The organism is Bilifractor sp. HCP3S3_D3 (assembly GCF_052063915.1).
Taxonomy (GTDB): domain Bacteria; phylum Bacillota; class Clostridia; order Lachnospirales; family Lachnospiraceae; genus Bilifractor.
On the sequence record NZ_JBQHWP010000007.1, the window covers coordinates 146,078 to 165,891 of the forward strand.

The following is a 19,814-nucleotide window of genomic DNA, read 5'->3' on the forward strand; positions in this document are numbered from 1 at the left end:
TCAGCGGTCGTTTCCTTCCCCGTAGCGCTCCGCCATCTGTCTCAGCTGGTCCGCAGTGAGTACAAGGTTAAAGCCGGCCGGGTTAAAGACAAATCCCTCGGATTCCTTTACCAGGAAATTATGAATCCGGTCATAGGTGATCGGTGTCAGTTCAAGCTTCACGCCCTTGTTTCTCTGATTGAACTTCTGCACCTCGCCGAAATCCGTGTAAACCGGCTGAAAGGTCTTCCCCGCCTTCGTTTTGACAAGCGGAACCTTCACCTTCTGGTTCTTGTCCTTCGGGTCCCATTTTCCCTCAATCTCGCTGACATCAAACGAGATGATAAACCGGGAACGAAACAGATTGTGCGCCATCTCCTCTTCAAGGTCGTGCAGATGCTTCTTCTCCTCCTGATTACGTTCAACAGGTCTGGTAAGCTCCTGCATGAAATACAGTGCCGTCAGCTGAAGTTCCGGATTCGCCCTCGGAATCTTATCATTCCGCAGCGCATCAATATCCGGTTTCTCCACCAGATCCGTGAGCTGAATCCGGATCGGCGCGCCCTCCTCCTGATACATCACGGCATTGATGCCGTACAGATAAAGTGTCCTCAGGAACGGAAGAATCATCCCCCGTTCAACCTTCACCGCCTGCAGCAGATATTTATCAAGCGTATATGGATGCGCAAAGGTCTGCGTCATTTCCTTCGTGGTAAAAATATAAATCTGATCATCGAATGTCTCCGGATCGCACTCTACAAAAGGGCAATGCGTAAGTGCCGAATACAGGACATAGATGCTCTCATTCTTCTCGATTTTTTTCAACATAAAACTCTTATCAATTATTGCCATGTCAGTTCCTTACCGCACAGCTTTCCTGTGCCTGAATGATGAATAAATATAGTAACGTCCCCCTCGGGACCGGGATTTTTGTCACCGCAAACCACGCATGCAAAGCGCGTACTTATGCACTCTGCGACGTGAGTCATCGCTTTTGACGCTGTAATATACTATATCATATTGTAAATCCACGCGCAACGAACCGAAATTGTTAAAGGTTTGACCCGTAAATTCTTCGCTTTGTCTGTCCTGACCGATTAAGAAAAAGATACTGTGATCGAGACCTTTTCCCTGCTCAATTATATAATTGGTGAAGGATCCTGCAGAAAGGAGCATGAAACCCAATGAGTGTGAGCAGATGTGATCTTTTTCCGCTTCAACTAATGATATGCGGAGCATCTGGAAATTATACAAAAAAAGAAACCCGGGGCAGATTTCTCTGCGCCGGGCGTATTACACGTTTGAACTCTATATATCCGACCGGATCTGGGATCCGGGAGCAGGGCCGCGGCATAGCCGGGTCCTGCATTTATTTTATCAAAATTTTACTGCTCTGCCGGTCCGTACAGCTTGATGAGCTTGTTGAGGTATGTATATCTCTCAGCAGACTCCTCTTTCTGTTTGCTCTGCAGTCTCTCAGCCTTCGCCGGGTTCGCACGCTTCAGAGAATTGTAACGTACCTCACCATCCAGGAAGTCCTGATAGATATCTGCCTGCGGAGCCTTGGAATCCAGAGTAAATGCAGGCTTATCTGTTCCAAGCAGTGCCGGGTTGTAACGGAACAGATGCCAGTATCCGGACTTAACCGCAAGCTCTTCCTCGGTCATTACCTTGCCCATACCCTTGCGGATACCGTGGTTGATACACGGAGCGTAAGCAATGATCAGAGAAGGTCCGTCATAAGCCTCAGCCTCGCTGATTGCCTTAACCGCCTGGTTGTAATCAGCGCCCATAGCGATCTGCGCTACATATACGTAGCCGTAGGACATAGCGATGGAAGCAAGGTCCTTCTTCTTGGTCTCCTTACCGCCTGCAGCGAACTGAGCAACTGCTCCGGTAGGTGTAGCCTTGGAGGACTGTCCGCCGGTGTTGGAGTATACCTCAGTATCAATAACCAGAACATTGATATCCTTATCGGAAGCGATAACATGATCCAGTCCGCCGAATCCGATATCATAGCCCCAGCCGTCACCACCGAATACCCAGTTGGACTTCTTCGCCAGGAACTGTTTGTTGTCCTTGATGAACGCAGCCTCTTCGGTTGTATTGTCAGCGATTGCAGCCAGCAGCTTATCTGTTGCGACTCTGTTCTCAGCGCCCTTTGTCATGGTGTCAAGCCATGCCTGTCCGGCTTCCTTGACAGATGCATCCTTCTCAATAAGAGCTTCAACCTTTGTCTTCAGCTCATCACGGATAGCCTTCTGTCCAAGCAGCATACCATAGCCAAACTCTGCGGCATCCTCAAACAGGGAGTTGGACCATGCCGGTCCTCTGCCGTTCTGATCTACCGTATAAGGTGTAGACGGTGAAGAGTTCGCCCAGATAGAAGAACATCCGGTAGCGTTTCCGATCTGCATTCTGCTTCCGAACAGCTGAGTGATCAGCTTTACGTAAGGAGTCTCGCCGCAGCCTGCGCATGCGCCGGAGAACTCGAGCAGAGGTTTCTTGAACTGGCTTCCCTTTACGGAAGTGATCTTGAATTTGTCGATAACATCCTGCTTCTCCGGAAGCTTAACCGCATAATCGAAGCCCTTCTGCTGATCCATGGCGTCGGCAATCGGAGTCATGGTCAGGGCCTTCTCACCCTTCTTGCCCGGACATACATTCGCGCAAGATCCGCAGCCTGTGCAGTCCATGGTGGAAATCTGAATGCCGAACTTGTAGGACGGCATACCGGTCATCGGAATGTTCTTGAAGCCTTCCGGTGCCGCAGCAACCTCAGCCTCTGTCAGAGCGAACGGACGGATAACCGCGTGCGGGCAGACATAAGAACATCTGTTACACTGGATACAGTTGTCGCTGTTCCAAACCGGAACATTTACAGCGATGCCACGCTTCTCATAAGCAGCAGTACCGGACGGAGTCTCGCCGTTTGAATATTTCAGAACGTCGGAAACCTTCAGGTTGTTGCCCTCCTGAGAGGAAACAGCCAGCTGAATGTTGTTGACGAAATCAACGGCATCCTTGCGGCCCTCGGAAACCTTCTTGAACTCAAGGCCTTCATCCTCACAATCAGCCCAGCTTGCAGGTACCTCTACCTGAACAGCTCTGTCTGCGCCGGCGTCGATAGCAGCCCAGTTCTTCTTGACGATATCATCACCCTTGCGGCCATAAGTAGCCTTTGCCGCTGCCTTCATCAGCTCGATTGCCTTCTCCTCCGGAATGATACCCGTCAGCTTGAAGAACGCGGACTGAAGAATGGTGTTGATACGGGTCGGTCCCATGCCTACCTCGATACCTGTCTTTACACCATCGATGACATAGAACTTAATGTGATGCTTTGCGATATATGCTTTAACCTGTCCCGGAAGATGCTTCTCCAGCTCTTCTCCGGTCCACGGGCAGTTCAGCAGGAATGTTCCGCCGTCTACCAGCTCCTGAACCATGTTGAACTTGGTGATGTAGGACGGATTGTGGCATGCAACAAAGTTTGCTCTGTGAATCAGGTAAGTGGATTTGATCGGTTTCTTACCAAAACGCAGATGAGACATTGTTACACCGCCGGACTTCTTGGAATCATAATCGAAGTAAGCCTGTGCGTACATGTCTGTGTTGTCGCCGATGATCTTGATGGAGTTCTTGTTTGCTCCTACGGTACCATCAGCTCCAAGTCCCCAGAACTTGCAGTTTACCGTTCCTTCCGGTGTGGTAACAAGCGGCTCGCCTACCGGCAGAGACAGATTGGTTACATCATCGACGATATCGATGGTGAATCTCTCCTTTGTCTCGTTGTCGTATACAGCAACGATCTGCTCCGGAGTGGTATCCTTGGATCCAAGTCCGTAACGTCCGCCAAAGATCTTGATTCCGTCGAACTTGCTTCCGCGGAGTGCTTCAACAACATCCAGGAACAGAGGCTCGCCAATGGAACCCGGCTCCTTTGTACGGTCAAGTACGGAAACCTTCTTTACCGTATCCGGGATTGCGTCAATCAGTGCCTGTCTGGAGAACGGTCTGTACAGACGTACCTTTACAACACCAACCTTGCGGCCCTGAGCCATCAGGTAATCGATGGTCTCCTCGATACAGTCGCATACAGAACCCATAGCTACGATAACCTGATCTGCATCCGGAGCGCCATAGTAGTTGAACAGCTTGTAGTCTGTTCCGATCTTGGCATTTACCATATCCATGTACTTCTGAACGATTCCGGGCATTTCATCATAGAGGCTGTTGCATGCCTCACGGGTCTGGAAGAAGATATCCGGATTCTGGGCGGATCCCATTTCCTTCGGGTTCTCCGGGTTCAGAGCGTTTGCCTTGAACTCCTTCAGAGCCTTGATATCGATCATGTCTCTCAGATCCTCATAATCCCAGGTCTCAATCTTCTGAAGCTCGTGGGATGTACGGAATCCATCAAAGAAGTTGATGAATGGAAGATGTCCGGAGATAGCTGCTGCATGAGCGACAGGCGTCAGATCCATAACCTCCTGTACAGAAGATTCGCAGAGCATAGCAGCGCCGGTCTGGCGGCATGCATATACGTCTGAATGATCACCGAAGATGTTCAGTGCATGTGTAGCAACGCAGCGCGCAGATACATCAAATACTGCAGGCAGCTGCTCACCGGCGATCTTGTAGATGTTCGGGATCATCAGAAGAAGACCCTGGGATGCGGTATATGTGGTTGTCAGAGCACCGGCTGCTACAGAGCCGTGAACGGCACCAGCTGCACCTGCCTCAGACTGCATCTCTGTGATCTGAACTTCCTGTCCGAACAGATTCTTTCTTCCCTGAGTTGCCCACTCATCAGTGTGTTCAGCCATCGGTGAAGAAGGTGTGATCGGATAGATCGCTGCCACTTCGGTAAAAGCATACGAAGCATGAGCTGCTGCTGTGTTACCATCCATGGTTTTCATTTTTCTTGCCATCGTAACTATTCCTCCTTATATAACTTAAGATGTATAATTGATTTTATACACATACAAGGTTATTATAGCACCCGTATTTTTCTTTGTCACCAGTTCGGCAAATGTATTTTATTAAATACACTATGTCTGTAACATACACCTCTTCTTTGAATACGCCGTTTCCGTTACATACGCCTCTTCTTTGAATACACCGTTTCCGTTACATACGCCTCTTCTTTGAATACACCGTTTCCGTTACATAAGCCTCTTCTTTGAATACACCGTTTCCGTTACATGTCGCCACGTTTCGGATCGTATTCCTCGTTGTTTTTCCCTGTCTCCGGTTCCCGACCATCCCCAGTGACTGCCCTGCAATCCTTGTCGAGATCCACCCGGTGATCCACCTTCTTCATGACACGTCTGGGGCGCAGCTTGGAGAAGATAATGACCTGACTCGAGAAAAGCCCGTTGTAGCCGGAGAAGACAAAACTCAGCATACAGGCCACACCGAAATAGGGAAGCCCGGCTCCTCCGAAAACCTCTGCCGCAAGCAGTATCGATGTAATCATGGTATTCGTGACGCCGGCAAACATGGCGGTGAAACCGACGGCCGCCGCGAATCCCGCCGGAATACCCAGTAGCTGGCCGAATACACAGCCGAAGGTCGCGCCGATATAGAAGGTCGGAACGATTTCTCCTCCCTTGAATCCGGCTTCCAGTGTAAGCGCCGTGAACAGAATCTTCATCGCGAAATCCCACGGCCTCGCCTGCCCCTGTCCGATCGCTCTTGCGATCACATCCACGCCGGCTCCGTTATAGTCCTGATTTCCCACCAGAAACGTCAGTCCGACAATAACCGCTCCGCCCGCAAGAACGCGCAGATACGGATTTTTCAGGAACCGTTCATAGAACCCCTTTGCATAATGTAGTGCCATGACAAAAAACGCGGAGACAAGGCCGCAGGCTGCCGCAAGAATCATGACCTTTCCCATCATCAGCGGACTAACATCAGGTGCCTCAATCTGAAAGCGCACCGGTGCCGCCCCCATGAGGGATGCCACCTCAGCGGCAAAAACAGACGCGATCATTCCCGGGACAAGCGCCGCATGCTTTACCATCCCGACACTGATGACTGTGGCCACAAAAACCGCCGCCGTAACCGGCGTTCCGAACAATGCCGCAAAAAAAGCTGCCATTCCGGTCATCGTTGCGATCTTCTTATCCTCCTCATCGAAGCGGAACACCTGCCCGATGTGGTTCCCGATATCTCCGCCGATCTGCAGTGCGGCACCCTCTCGGCCGGCAGAACCGCCGAACAGATGGGTGAGAACTGTTCCGACAAAAATCGCAGGTATCAGCCGGAATTTGAGAGAATCTCCCTCAACAGCAGAGTCAAAGACAGCGTTGGTTCCGACGCCGGATAATTTCAGCTTCTGGTACATAAGGACAATCAGAAGTCCTGCCGCCGGAAGGAATAAGATCATCCATCCGTTCACTGACCGGAACTGTGTCGCCCACGACACGCACCGCGCGAATGCACCTCCGGTCACACCGCATACGGCTCCCGTTACAAGAGAAAGGATGATCCATTTTACGAAATAGGCAAAATAATCTTTCGCCCATCGTCTGCCCTGTTCATTATTCTGATCTGTCATATATTCAAATTCCTCTTCCTTTCCTGACTGCGGCAGCTCTGCCTCAATACTGCCGGCTGCTCTTATCTGCGTCCTCGAACGTAGATTGCCTTGTGCGGGCACATCTCCTGGCAGCAGAAACAGCGGATACATTTTCTGTAATTGTATACCGGAGGATAATCACGACCCTTTGAAAAATGCAATGCCTTTCCCTCTACCGGGCAGCTTTCTACACAGACGCCACACCTCCGGCATTTATCTGCGTCGATTCTGGGAGCCGGTTTCAGGAATCGCAGAAACGTCACCGTGTTCATGATTCCCTCCGCCTTACCCTTCTTCCGGTTCACCCGGAAATCCGGTTTGCCATATTTTTTCACGGCAGACAGCATGGAAAGAGGTCCGTCCGGCGTCACAAGATCTATTTCTTCTTCCCGCCAGGTGCCAAGGCCCATCTGCGCTCCCGCGACTTCCGTCGGAACCGATTCCGGATCCAGATATACGAGCCTTGCGAACACGCTGTCCAGCGCCACAGGGTCCGTCGAAAACAGCAGCACATTCATCGGCACCGGATCTCCCGACGTCGGGCCATTTCCCTCCATTGCCACGATCCCATCCATCACATAAAGGCGTGGCCGGACGAGAAGATTCAGATCCACGATCATTCTTGCCATGCTCTCTGCGCTCGGATATCTGGTGTGTCCTGCTGCCTTGTGCTTTCCCTGGACGCAACCGTACTGATTCTTTACAGCCCCTGTGATGTGTTCCAGCGCATGCGTCTTCATCTTGCAGACGCTGATCAATGCATCTGCCTCCGTGACATCCCGGGCAAGCATAAACTCCTTTGCGTGAATACCCTGCGGATATTCCGTCCGGACGGCCTCGTCAAACGCAGCCATACGGCAGCCGTATTTTTTCAGCTCCTCCCGCATCCCCAGACGCTCCATAGACCTGACGGAGGACCCGAAACCGCCGGAATCTCCGGCCGATACATCGATATAATGCCCCTCCGCCAGAATTCTCGCCAGCATCTCAACGACCACCGGATGTGTCGTAACCGCGCGTTCCGCGTCTGCTTCCCGCACAATATTCATCTTCAGCAGCACCTTTTCCTCCCTGCGGACATATTTTTCAATGCCTCCGATCAGGCTCAGGCCCTGCTTTAAAGCCTGATACACTCTCTCCGGATCATAACTGCCGCACGGAACAAGCGCAACTGTACTCTTCAAGCCTTTATCCTTCCCTCTGGCCATTTTCCTTCCTTCTGATCACTTCTCTTCGTTCTGATCATTTTACTTTCTTCTGATATTTCTCTTCGTTCTGATCATTTCTCAGCCGCAGTATGTGTCACATGATATCACCAGGTAATTGCCGCACCAGAACCGGATGAAGCTTTTTGTCTGCACAAAGCAAAAACTGCCACGCTGTTTTCCTTCTTTATAAACATAAGGATCGAAAAACGCGCGGCAGCTGGCTTTATACAGTATGTGGCGCCCCGCTTCCGGGGCATGAGAGTTTATACGGGAACGAATCACCGCTCTCCTGCTTCTCTCCGTCGCCTGATTACCCCGTTGCTTAAACAAGGGATCATTTGGCAAACCTGGTGACATCCGGTTATTACTCCGAGATTTTTGATTTGTCCCAGATGTTAATCTGTCCCGGATTTTAACCGAAAAGGAGAAGTCAATCCTTCGTGCCCATCTTTGTGATCAGAATACAGTTCGGTGTGTCAACCTTCATCGGCCTGCCCTTCATGACAAGAATATTTTTCTCATAGTCAACGGCAAATGTCGTGATGCTGTTGGATTCATGATTGACGCAGGCGATATGCTTCCCATCCGGGAACATTGCGATATCCTTCGGATACTCTCCACTGATCGGAAGTGCAAACTTCTTCGTCAGAAGGCCGGTCTTCTGATCCACCTTAAACATAGCAACCGTATCATCACCGGCCGTCGAAGTGAAGAGATATTTTCCATCCGGAGAAAAAGTCATCCCCGATGCGGCATCATGGAGCTGATCCACATTGTCAGAGGTCGTGCTCACGCTTTGGATGTAATCAAACCTGGGAACATCATCCTCTACGGAATAGGCGAACACATCCACCCTGTTGGCCAGCTCATAGATCACATAAGCAAATCTTCCATCCTGACTGAACTCAATCAGCCTTGGACCGGATTCGCGCTCGCAGCGGAGAATATCCACCAGCTTAAGCTTACTCTTGGAGCTGATGCGATAGATCTTCACCTGATCGATTCCGTTATCTACCGCACAGATAAAACGGTTGTCAGGCGTCATCTTCACGCAGCTGACATGCGGACGGAAGTTTCTCTCCGCCACACTGCCGAGGCCCTTGTGGAACACGCCGTCCATCACAGAGCCGAGGCGTCCGTCATGATGCGTATGAACCAGTGTCACCTTGCCGTCGTGGTAGCCCGCGACCAGAAGATACTGACCCGTCGCGTCAACAGATAAATAGCAGCCACGCATACCATCGATGCCGATCTTATTGATCATCTCAAGATCACCGTCGGACTTGATGTCAAATACCGCTACACCCTCGTCCGCAATGGAGTACAAAAACTTTCCGTTCGCCGAGCGGCAGATATAAGATGAATTATTTACTGGGATCACCTTACGCAGTGAAAGAGTCCCCTCCTTCACGTCAACGTCATACAGGTGGATGCCGATACTGCTTCCGTGGGTATACGTTCCAACATACGCAACATACTTTTCTGCCATAATCTCTTCCTCTTTTCTATTGTTGACTGCATTCTGAAAAATTACTGTATAAGCTCTTCGAAAACGCAGACAGGATCGTCGCACGCGAAGCGCGCGTAAGAGACTGTATGCGATTTCGAAGGCAACAGGTATGAGCACGAAGTGACGCTTAAACGGCACGGAAGTGCTCATACCTGTAGGATTGCGAGAGTGCGAAGCACGGAGCAATCCGCAGCTTATACAGTTTGTGGCGCTGTTTACAGCATGTGGTTTGCTGTATAAGCTCTTCGAAAACGCCGCGACAGACCGACGAAGTCGTTCACCTGCAGGATTGCGGAGCATGGAGCAATCCATAGCTTATACAGTATGTGATGCCCCGCCTGCGGGGCATATGGTTCAGTCAGAAAACAAGTGTGCCCTCTGCATTTCAGTCTTATCTGCAGTTCCCGGCAACACGCTAAAAGTATATCACGAATCATAAACCGGCACAAGGATTTCGCAGTTCTCTCGTCCTCCAGCAAACGGGCTCTGAACCGGCTGCTCAACGACAACTCTGCCGCGCAGCGAATCCGGCTTATACCCCGGCTGCTCATTGACAACCCCGGCCGTGCAGCGAATCCGGCTTGTACCCCGGCTGCTCATTGACAACCCCGGCCGTGCAGCGAATCCGGCTTGTACCCCGGCTGCTCATTGACAACCCCGGCCGTGCGGCGTTACGATATCAGAACCATGGAAAGAACTTTTACTTATATTATTAGAGAAGAAGACGACGGAAAGGACATTCACGCCTTCCTGCGCGAGAAAGGATACTCCAGGCACATTCTCGCCTCTATGAAGCCGATCCCGGACGCCGTTCTGGTCAACGGAGTTCATCAGTACATGCGCTATATTCTCCGCCGTTCTGATGTCCTCACAACCAAGGTTCGGGATGATGTCTCTTCAGAGACAATCATCCCTGCCCCTGTTCCCTTCCGGATCATTTATGAGGATCCGGATCTGCTTGTCATCGATAAGCCTGCCAATGAAGCGATCCACCCTGCCGTCGGCCATCCGGCCAATACGCTCGGAAACGGCGTCGTCTGGTATTTTCAGCAGAAGAATATTCCCTTTGTGTTCCGCTGCATCAACCGCCTGGACAGAGACACCACGGGTCTGCTGATCGTGGCGAAAAATCTCGTCAGTGCCTCTGTTCTGGAGCAGCAGCTTGTGAGAAGGGAGATTCACCGGACGTATCTGGCAGTCGTCGACGGACATACCCCTGCCGAAGGCACCATCGACCTGCCGATTGCCCGGAAGGAGGGCTCTCTCATTGAACGCTGTGTGGATTTTGACCGGGGTGACCGGGCGGTCACTCACTTTCAGACACTTGCTTATTTTCCCGCGCCCGGCAGAACCGATTTCCTGAATTCCCGGAAAACAATATCTGCATCCGGCACAGATAAAACAGACTTCACACCCGGTTACTCCGCTGTCTGTCTGAAGCTTGAGACCGGCCGCACTCACCAGATCAGGGTCCACATGGCATACCGGGAACATCCCCTTCTCGGAGACACCCTGTATAACCTTCACTACCTGCGGAAGCCCGACGAACTTTCCGAGCCCGGAACCGTAAGGTCTTCCGGCGGAGACCCTCTTGCCATCACACGTCAGGCTCTCCACTCATGGAAGCTTGATTTCATTCATCCCATCACCGGAGAGGCAATGCATTTCACGGCACCGGTGCCGGAGGATATGAGGGCGCTGCTGTATCAGACACCGAAGGACAGCTTCTGACAGCACTGCTGTATCAGACATCATAAGGCAGATTATGACGTTGCTGCCTTATCAGAGGCCAAAGGCATCTGATGAAAACAGAATATTCTACGTCCTGTACAGATAACAGAAAAAAAAGAAAAGGAAAAGAAAGGAAAAAGAAATGGAAAAAATTGCAAGCTTTACCGTAAATCATCTGACTCTTATGCCCGGCATCTATGTCTCCCGAAAGGATCATATCGGCTCCGAGTGCCTCACAACCTTTGATCTGCGCATGACCGCCCCGAACCGCGAGCCCGTCATGAACACTGCGGAATGCCACACCATCGAACACCTCGGCGCGACATTCTTGCGTAACGACCCTGAATGGAAAGACCGCGTGATTTACTTCGGACCAATGGGCTGCCGCACCGGCTTCTACCTCATCCTCGCCGGCGACCTGTCATCCTCCGATATCACTGATCTTGTGATCCGTACCTTCACCTTCATACGCGACTACAAGGGAGAAATTCCCGGCGCGGCAGCCAGAGACTGCGGAAACTATCTCGACCAGAACCTCAGCATGGCGAACTGGCTTGCCCGGAGATATCTGGAACGGGATTTGTCTCAGATTCACGAGGGGAGCACCGAACGGCTTGTATATCCCGACTGAACCGCGGCTCCGACGTTCCCCACACTGACACCGCGGTGATCCTGGCTGCCTTCCCAGCCGAGGGAATATACACAACTGAGAGAATTGTTCCCGTCAATTTCTGATATTCGTATAGCTTCTCTGCCCGGGCTCGCACACAGCTCTCAGAACTGTTCCTGTCAATCTCAAATATTCGCATAGCTTCTCTGCCGGGGCTCGCACAGCCGGCAAGGTCAGCATAAATCTGTGCTATGTATTTGTTAAGTTAAGGAAAAGCGGCATTCATCCCACACGCAAGCATGTGGGATGAATGCCGCAATTGATAACCGTACCTCTGTCAGTGCATCCCCGGCGGTTACTTTCTCTGAATCACATCCAGTATACGCTGAAAATCTCCTCCGTTCTCCCGGAACACGGTCATCATCTCGCTGGTCAGGGAGATGTGTTCCCGGTCCTCCGGCACTTCCGCAGGCCCATACCAGCCGGCCATGGACAATTCATCCTCCTCCAGGGTGATCTGATCCTTGTCGCCGTCCAGCTCGCAGAAAAATCCCATTAGCAGTGTGTCAGAAAACGGCCAGGGCTGACTCTTGTAAAAGTGAAGATTACGGACCGCAAGCCCCGTCTCCTCCATCACCTCCCGGTGAACCGTATCCTCGATGCTCTCTCCACTCTCATTGAACCCCGCGATCAGCGCAAACCTCTTATATTCTCTCCCGGCGTACTTGCTCATCAGAAGCTTCCCGTCATGAACCACCGCAACGATAACACCGGGGCAGATGACCGGATAAAAGGTTCTGCCACATCTCGGGCACTTCATCATCCTTTCTTTTTCATCCGCCACGAGCTCTGCCCCGCAGCCTCCGCAGTACCTGTGACTCGAGTACCACAGAGAGAGCTGTTTTCCGGTCACGCCGGCAAACGCCCGATCTCCTGGTTTTGCGCTCCGGAAGGTCCAGTCCTTCTCAAAGTGAAATCCCTCCTCAAGTAAAACCTCCGGAATCTCTTCAGGATCGATCACCGCAAGGTAATACTCCTCCTCATCAATCCGGAAGAGATAGGTGAACTCTGCGTTCGTCCCATCAAAATCTCTCGTTTTCGGATACGTAAGAACTCCGTCTTCATCCATCCGGAGCAATGTCAGCGGTCCATTGTACACCAGCGCCGTTTCATAACCGGCAGGCTGCTTGTTCTGATACTCGATGTGAAATTTTCTGGGTGCAATATCCTGAATCATTTTTCCCTGTCCTTTTCCTGCTTTCATCGGATCCGATGTGAAACGTCTTTTCGGATTCTCTCCGTGCGTTTTCTCTGTCTTCATTGGTTCCGGCACGAAGCATCCCTCTATATTCTTTCTCTGGCCTCATCGGCTCCGACACGAAGCATCCCTCTATTTTCTTTCTCTGTCTTCATTGCTTCCGACGTGAAACGTCTTTTCAATATCTTTTATCACAAAGCGGTAGCAGATCCCGGTAAAAATACCCGCCGTAAGCCAGGCTGCCGGGTCACAGAAGCAGGCTGCCAGATAGCTCATCATATGAATGGATATAAATGCCGTAATTCCCCTGGCGACAAATTCGACAATTCCGCCGAACATCGGAAGCAGTCCGTAGCCACAACCCTGCATTGCGTTCCGGAATACAAAAATATAACTCAGCGGAATGAAAAAGCAGACCGCGACATTCACGTAGGTTTTTGCCCAGGGCATCAGCGCGCCGATATCCTCATTTCCCGAGAAGAAAATTCCCAGCGTCAGCGGCAGTATAACCACACAGATCACTGCAGCTCCGACCGCATATATCGTGTCGATCAGAACAGCGGCATTGACTCCCTTCTTCACGCGGCCGATCTGGCGGTTGCCGTAATTTTGCCCGCAGTAGGTCGAGATCGCCGATCCCATCGATGGCATCTCCTGTGACAACAACGTAACCACCTTATTTGCCGCGGTATATCCGGCCACTGCCGTTGAACCGAACAGATTCACGGCAGACTGCATGATCATAGTTCCGGATGATGTGATCGCGAACTGAAGCGTCATCGGGATGCTGATTCCGAGCTGTGCCTTCGTCATTTCCTTTGACAGACGCCACTCTCCCCGGCGCGGTCTCAGAATCTCCGCTTTCCGGTAAATGTAGATAAAGCACAGCACCGCAGCCATCGCCTGCGAAAGTACCGTGGCAAGCGCCGCGCCCGCCACTCCCATACGGATGCCCATTGTCAGCAGAAGATCCAGAAAAATATTTGACACAACAGCGAAAATCAGAAAGTAGAGAGGTGCCTTGCTGTTCCCGATTGCCCGAAGCAGAGCCGCACTCATGTTGTACATGATCATAGCGATCAAACCGACGGTAATAATCATGATATAGGTATGCGCGTCCCTGTAAATATCGTCCGGTGTATTCATCAGGCGAAGCAACGGTCCCATCAAAAGTGCGCCCGCCACCGTGAAAGCCGCCGTAAGAATCAGGCTGAGAAGCAGAGCATTCGCAACACTCCTGCGCACACCCTTCTCGTCTTTTGCGCCGTAATACTGCGACGTCAGTACCGTAAACCCGGTAGACATACCCTGCGCAATTCCGCTCAGCAGAAACATGATCGTCCCGGTCGATCCAACCGCCGCCAGCGCGCCGGCACCTACCACTCTTCCGACAATCACCGTATCCACCACATTGTAAAATTGCTGAAAAAGATTTCCAAAGAAAATCGGAATCAGGAAACGAAGCAGAATAGACGACGGCCTGCCCTTTGTCATATCTGTTTCCATTCAAAATACCCCCAGTATATCCGGAATTATTTAGCCTATCACAGTTCAGAATGCCCAGGTTCATCCGGAACTATTTATCCAATCACAGTTCAGAATGCCCGGATTCATCCGGAATTATTCATTCCGTCACAAATCTGTATTTTATCCCAGAAAAGGCAGAGATTCAATATCAATCCGAGAGAAAGACATCCCACCGCGTCTCAACTCCCTGAATCTGATCCGTACCAGCCTTATTCACTCCGGACTTTTCCGGCAAAAACGAAAAGCCGCAGCTCCGGCAGGACATCTCAGGGCATCTCTGCAATCCCTGGATATGGATTTTTTCTCTCTCCTTCGCTATAATACCTGTGAGAGCCGGTCCGCTTTCAACGAGTAACCGGCTCTCAGTAACAGAGAATCACAGTTAATTTCTTCAATTACCAGGGGTCAGAGCTAACTTCTTCAATTACCGGAAATCAAAGCCAGCTTCTTCAATTACCGGGAATCAGAGTTAGCTTCTTTGATTACCAGGATTCAGAGTTAATACTACAATTCGGAGGAATGCAGCAATGACAGGATACAAAAACATCGTATTTGACATGGGAAGGGTTCTGGCCGATTACAACGCCGATAATGCCACACGGGAATACACATCGGATCCCGACGTAATCCGGGAGGTCAACCTCCTCGTCTATCACTCCGGAGAATGGATCATGCTTGACGCAGGTCTGATCCGGGAGGACGACGCGCTGGAGAAGATGCTGTCCCGCGCATCCTCCGATGAGGTCCGCAGCGCAGTCCGCTTCAGCTTTCAGAACTGGGACAGATACAACCTCACCCCGCATCCCGGTATGGGCGCACTGGTAAGGGATCTGCGGGAAGCAGGAAAAAAGACATACATCCTGTCCAACGTCAGTGTCCGTCTGGACCACGGCAAGTGGAAAAGCCATCTCGAGACGCCCGATCTTTTCGACGGGGTCTTTCTCTCTGCTCCTCATAAGGTTCTGAAGCCCCAGCGGCAGATCTATGAAATGTTTCTTGAGGAATTTCATCTGAATCCACAGGACTGTCTCTTCATCGATGATCTTCAGCGAAATGTAGACGCTGCCCGCTCCTGCGGTCTGGGCGGATACGTCTTCGATGGAGATGTCCGGAAGCTCCGGGATTTTCTCGGCATGGCGGATTCTGTATAAGCTCTTTGAAAGCGCCGACAGGCCGCCTGCCGCAAACCGCGCGTAAGTGAAGTGACTTGTGTTGCCCCCAGCCCTTCTGATTTGTCTGTAAGCCGCCTGCTGCGAAGCGCGCGTAAGTGACTGTATGCGGTTTCGAAGACAACCGGTATGAGCACGGAACAATCCGCAGCTGATACAGTTGTTGACACGATCCTGACAGCTCCGCCCGCATGCCCGAAATGCTCCCTTCGGGTGTGCGGTACCGTCTATGCTTCTGCGGGCGTCTGCCTGTCCTCGCGGGAATGCATCTCCCTCTTATTCATATACATCTCGTGATCTGCCCGCGACACGGTCTCAGATCCCTCCTCCCCCGGAAGCTGCTGCGCGATGCCGTATGCAAAATCCAGAGGGTGATCTCCAAACTCCGGATCACATTTTTCCCTCGACTGAAGCTCACGAAGAGCTGGAAGCAGTTTCTCCGGTCCGGTTTTCCAGGAAAGCAGGCAGAATTCATCTCCACCGATCCGGAAGATCTCTCCAAAGGAAGAAAGTGCTTTCCGGGTTGTCTGACCAAAGGCAAGCAGATAAGCATCACCCGCATCGTGCCCGTATCTGTCATTCACAAGCTTCAGGTGGTTCAGGTCGAACATAACGGCGGTAAGTGTTCTTTTTTTACCGGAATATTTCTGAAGAGTCTTGTCATAAACTCCGCGGTTATGCAGCTTTGTCACCGGATCTATTTTCGCGTACATCTGCTCCAGTGCGAGATACATGAAGAGATAGCAGATGCTGATGCAGTTCCAGCTCGCTGCGAGATCTCCGTAGACAATCTGCGCAATCACACCTATCCCGACGATTACCTGTGCAAACAAAAGCATGATCCGGTCGCTTCTGTCGAACAGATAATTACGAGAGTAGTACATGCGCACCATCACCATATACATCACATATTCGGCGATTATATAATAAATATATTTATTGGTATAATACATATATCCGCCGCTGTGATAGAAAATAACCGGCTTCCAGATGTTTACAATCGGAATCACGCCGAAACAGATTAATATGATTACATTTAGAACCCTGTTGACAAGCGATATCTTTTTCAATCGCTGCATAGGTATAATCAGGATCAGAAACGCGACCAGAAAATAAATGACACAAGTCAGCACATTAAGTATGTAGTCAATCCGGGCAGTAATCCTGCATATCGTAAAAATCGCCTGCCAGATCTGATCCAGAACAAGTATCGCCGCAATCACGCCTCCGGCACACGCAAAATATCTTTTGATTCTCTGATCGATATTTATATTGTCATAGAGCCGGAACCAGGCGAATATCACCAGAATAAAGCTTATGACATCTTCAAAAAGAACTAACATATTTCTCCTAAAATCAAACGAGATAAAACACGCTGCGCGAGTTTTATCTCGCTATCGCGACGCTCGCGTAAATCAAAATCACAGATGTTCCTGGTGCCAATGTTGACAGCTGCAGCAGCGATATTCACCTCTTCTGATTCGTATAAGCGAGAATACCCGCAACTGTTTTGGAATCCTGTATTCTTCCGCTGTAAATATCCTGAAGCAGTACCTCAGGCTCAACGGCACGCAGACGGATCTCCTCCGCTTCATCCAGCGCCTGGCCATGGGAGTCCTTCAGGTCAGAGGCAAGATAGACATCCGTGTATTCATTACAGTAGGCAGCCGCCGTCTTCAGCCGCAGCAGCAGCTTCCATTTCCCGGCAGTGTATCCGGTTTCCTCCCTCAATTCTCTTCTTGCGGTATCCTCTGTCGTTGTATCCTCCGCATCAACCGCTCCGGCCGGAAGTTCCAGAGTCTCCCGGTCAATTGCCGGTCTGTACTGACGCACCATAAGAATTCTTCCGTCCGCGAGAACCGGAACGATACAGGCGCCGCCTCCCTTTTTGTGACAGACAAAATCCCACTTCTGAATGCAGCCGTCCGGAAGCTCCATTGTGTCCTGATACACATCAACCACGGAGCCGCTGTAGGCCAGAGACCGCGACAATCTTCTCAGATGGCCGGTCCCTCTCTGATTTTCCGGGACCCGGCTCTCTGAAATCTGATTTTCCAGGCTCCGATTACTCTGACTCCGGTTTCCCGGGCTCCGGCATTCCGGGCTCTGATTTTCCAGATTCTGATCCTCGTCCTTCATATATTCAATCCTTTCGTCTGCTGTGGGCAGAAACTCCACGGCGGTAAGATTTTCGGCAGGTGAACGAACTCTCTTCTTTTTCCGAAATGAATCTGTCCATCACCCGTCTTCTCCGTCTTCCTTCAGAATGGCGACGTTTTCCTCGCAGTGCTCAACCTGCCTGGAATAAAGGTGGGCGAGATCAATCATATCTTCAATGGTCAGCTTTCGCCCCGCCGCGTTCCATTCAGCCAGACACATCATCCACAGAAAACGAAGGCTTCTGTCAATGTAGCGGAAGACACCTGCCGGATCCCCGTCAGAATAGATGTCAAGCGTATAACGAAAAACGAAGTACACGCAAAGCTTTGTGAACCATCCGGGAAGACAGTCCTCATGGAGCCTCTCAAATTCCGCGCGCAGCCGCGCCGGAATGTTGTCCGTCTCACCGCGGACAGACACCCTTGCATCGCCAGCCTCACCGCTGACAGCCGTCCCTGCAACGCCGGCCTCGATACCTGTAGTTCTTACCAGTTCCAGCATTTCGGTCCAGCGGTGATCGATAACCTCGAGGCTCTCCATACGCCGCATCAAACTCCGCCGGCTCTCCTGTGTCGGAACGATGCCGATCTGCCGCTCAATGTCATTCATTTTCTCCCTCCAGGAAAGCTTATGATCCTCATCCTGGAGATAACGAACCGCATCATCGCGGATCGTCAGTATTCCGCGAAGCCGTTCGCGGTCCGTGTCGCCCCATCCCCGGTCTGTATCATCCTCCATGCGCTGCAGCTGCACCGGTCCCGAAGAAAAAAATATTCTTCCGAACTCCATACAGGAAAGGCTCATATCCATCTGCTGATAATTCCCGATCTGCTCAAAATACCTCGGATACTCATCACAGACGACACTGATCGCCTCCGGTCCCAGGTGAGTGATGATCTCGCACAAATTGTCATCGTTAAGGAAAGGGCAGCGATTCTGATCCGTAAGCGGAAAGAAACAGGTACGGACCTCTTCTCCGTCCGCGTTTTCTTCTGTTTCTGTTTTCATGGCACGCCGCAGGCGCTTCCCGAAAGGCCCCTCGACATACCGGTAGTATTCCTCCGTTTCCCGGTCCAGATCCACTTCCCAGCCTGCGCAGCAGGTATCCGGGCACTTTCCTGCAATGCAGGAAAACTTCAGAACCGTATCCGGATATTCATAAATCATATCTTCTCGTCCCCTTATGTGAATTCTCAGCCGCCTGAAATCCTCCGTCCATCAGAACTTTATTCTACGAAGCCATTCAGCCGTCAAAGGCACCTGTTATTCATGATCACCTGATCTCCCCCGGATTCACGCGGATCTCCCGGCTTCTCTTTATATCCCAGAAATTGCAGTCAATCACCCCGCCCTTATGATTCAGAAGCTGAATGAACGGATCGCAGTCCGCGCTGTGCAGAAAATCCTTCGTCTGCCGGAAGAGACGAGCCTTACTGACATCATTCTCATGAATCGTAAGGGAACAGATCCATTCCTTTCCAGAATACACAACAGCCAGATACATGCGGTTTGCCAGAAAATCCTCCACATCTTTCCGCATGTATTCGAAATCACGGTCTGTCGCCTCATAGTGCGCGTTCCAGTCACCGTAAGTTAGTGTGAAGCCATCTTCAAGATCGATATAAAGATCGTCGCTTCCCTTCGGGTTTAACACCGATACACAGAAATATCCATTTTTCAGATATTCATAACCCTCATCCTCATTCGTGTAGGTTGCGATCTTTTGTCCTCCCAGAAAATCAAGAACCGCTCCGAGCATCGCCGCAGGTCTGATCTTAACAGGTTTTGCCATTCTATTATCCTTTCTTTTCTAACCGAATGATTTCCCACTTCATCTTGCTTCTGACTTTCTTTGTCAAGAGCGTATAACAATCATACCACATCAAAAACGCTTCGAATACATATACGCGACTCCTTTATCAAAAAAGGATCAAAAAAAAGATCTCCCTTGCCTGACGCAAAGGCAATCGAGTAGGAGGCGGTGACTAACCGCCGTCCTCTCACAACACCGTACGTACCGTTCGGTATACGGCGCTTTCAATAGTTGAGATAACGTGCACAGACTGATAGGCCGTG

At 51.0% G+C, this 19,814-nt stretch carries 15 protein-coding genes; 3 read left to right on the forward strand and 12 right to left on the reverse strand.

Annotation, left to right across the window (positions count from 1 at the left end):
* The 6 genes from ACTNDI_RS06130 to ACTNDI_RS06155 form a co-directional block, all read right to left on the reverse strand.
* A complete protein-coding gene (locus ACTNDI_RS06130) occupies positions 1-831 on the reverse strand; it encodes an SseB family protein (RefSeq protein ID WP_441099925.1) in 831 nt (276 codons plus the stop codon).
* A gap of 533 nt (positions 832-1,364) precedes the next feature.
* Positions 1,365-4,910 (reverse strand): pyruvate:ferredoxin (flavodoxin) oxidoreductase, encoded by a 3,546-nt coding sequence (gene nifJ, locus ACTNDI_RS06135; protein ID WP_441099927.1) that lies wholly within the window; start codon positions 4,908-4,910, stop codon positions 1,365-1,367.
* Positions 4,911-5,179: 269 nt separating this feature from the next.
* On the reverse strand, positions 5,180-6,544 hold the full coding sequence (locus tag ACTNDI_RS06140) for a chloride channel protein (RefSeq protein WP_441099929.1): 1,365 nt from the start codon (positions 6,542-6,544) through the stop codon (positions 5,180-5,182).
* A 62-nt stretch (positions 6,545-6,606) separates the two neighbouring features.
* The gene (locus tag ACTNDI_RS06145) at positions 6,607-7,773 is read right to left on the reverse strand and encodes a DUF362 domain-containing protein (RefSeq protein WP_441099930.1); all 1,167 of its coding nucleotides are present in this window, start codon (positions 7,771-7,773) and stop codon (positions 6,607-6,609) included.
* 430 nt (positions 7,774-8,203) lie between these two features.
* On the reverse strand, positions 8,204-9,262 hold the full coding sequence (locus ACTNDI_RS06150; protein ID WP_441099931.1) for a lactonase family protein: 1,059 nt from the start codon (positions 9,260-9,262) through the stop codon (positions 8,204-8,206).
* A gap of 447 nt (positions 9,263-9,709) precedes the next feature.
* Positions 9,710-9,883: a hypothetical protein gene (locus ACTNDI_RS06155; protein ID WP_441099932.1), complete on the reverse strand. Its 174-nt coding sequence runs from the start codon at positions 9,881-9,883 to the stop codon at positions 9,710-9,712.
* An 87-nt stretch (positions 9,884-9,970) separates the two neighbouring features.
* On the opposite strand from ACTNDI_RS06155, the gene ACTNDI_RS06160 reads away from it, so the two are divergent.
* Entirely contained in the window at positions 9,971-11,014 is a 1,044-nt protein-coding gene (locus ACTNDI_RS06160) for an RluA family pseudouridine synthase (protein WP_441099933.1), read from the forward strand.
* A gap of 142 nt (positions 11,015-11,156) precedes the next feature.
* Entirely contained in the window at positions 11,157-11,645 is a 489-nt protein-coding gene (locus ACTNDI_RS06165; protein ID WP_441099934.1) for an S-ribosylhomocysteine lyase, read from the forward strand.
* A gap of 334 nt (positions 11,646-11,979) precedes the next feature.
* On the opposite strand, the gene nudC is transcribed toward ACTNDI_RS06165, so the two are convergent.
* Both nudC and ACTNDI_RS06175 read right to left on the reverse strand, forming a co-directional pair.
* Positions 11,980-12,957 (reverse strand): NAD(+) diphosphatase, encoded by a 978-nt coding sequence (gene nudC / locus ACTNDI_RS06170; RefSeq protein ID WP_441099935.1) that lies wholly within the window; start codon positions 12,955-12,957, stop codon positions 11,980-11,982.
* A gap of 57 nt (positions 12,958-13,014) precedes the next feature.
* Complete coding sequence (locus tag ACTNDI_RS06175) at positions 13,015-14,388, reverse strand: MATE family efflux transporter (RefSeq protein WP_441099937.1); 1,374 nt, start codon at positions 14,386-14,388, stop codon at positions 13,015-13,017.
* A gap of 548 nt (positions 14,389-14,936) precedes the next feature.
* Between ACTNDI_RS06175 and ACTNDI_RS06180 the strand changes: the two genes are divergently transcribed.
* The gene (locus tag ACTNDI_RS06180) at positions 14,937-15,560 is read left to right on the forward strand and encodes an HAD family hydrolase (RefSeq protein WP_441099938.1); all 624 of its coding nucleotides are present in this window, start codon (positions 14,937-14,939) and stop codon (positions 15,558-15,560) included.
* Between the two features lie 245 nt (positions 15,561-15,805).
* On the opposite strand, the gene ACTNDI_RS06185 is transcribed toward ACTNDI_RS06180, so the two are convergent.
* The 4 genes from ACTNDI_RS06185 to ACTNDI_RS06200 all read right to left on the reverse strand — a co-directional run bounded on the left by ACTNDI_RS06185 (position 15,806) and on the right by ACTNDI_RS06200 (position 19,530).
* Positions 15,806-16,921, reverse strand: coding sequence for a GGDEF domain-containing protein (locus tag ACTNDI_RS06185; protein ID WP_441099940.1), 1,116 nt, complete (start codon positions 16,919-16,921; stop codon positions 15,806-15,808).
* 124 nt (positions 16,922-17,045) lie between these two features.
* The gene (locus ACTNDI_RS06190; RefSeq protein WP_441099942.1) at positions 17,046-17,717 is read right to left on the reverse strand and encodes an NUDIX hydrolase; all 672 of its coding nucleotides are present in this window, start codon (positions 17,715-17,717) and stop codon (positions 17,046-17,048) included.
* 99 nt (positions 17,718-17,816) lie between these two features.
* The gene (fliB, locus tag ACTNDI_RS06195) at positions 17,817-18,905 is read right to left on the reverse strand and encodes a flagellin lysine-N-methylase (RefSeq protein ID WP_441099944.1); all 1,089 of its coding nucleotides are present in this window, start codon (positions 18,903-18,905) and stop codon (positions 17,817-17,819) included.
* Positions 18,906-19,011: 106 nt separating this feature from the next.
* The gene (locus ACTNDI_RS06200; protein WP_441099945.1) at positions 19,012-19,530 is read right to left on the reverse strand and encodes a hypothetical protein; all 519 of its coding nucleotides are present in this window, start codon (positions 19,528-19,530) and stop codon (positions 19,012-19,014) included.
* Positions 19,531-19,814 lie beyond the last annotated feature (284 nt).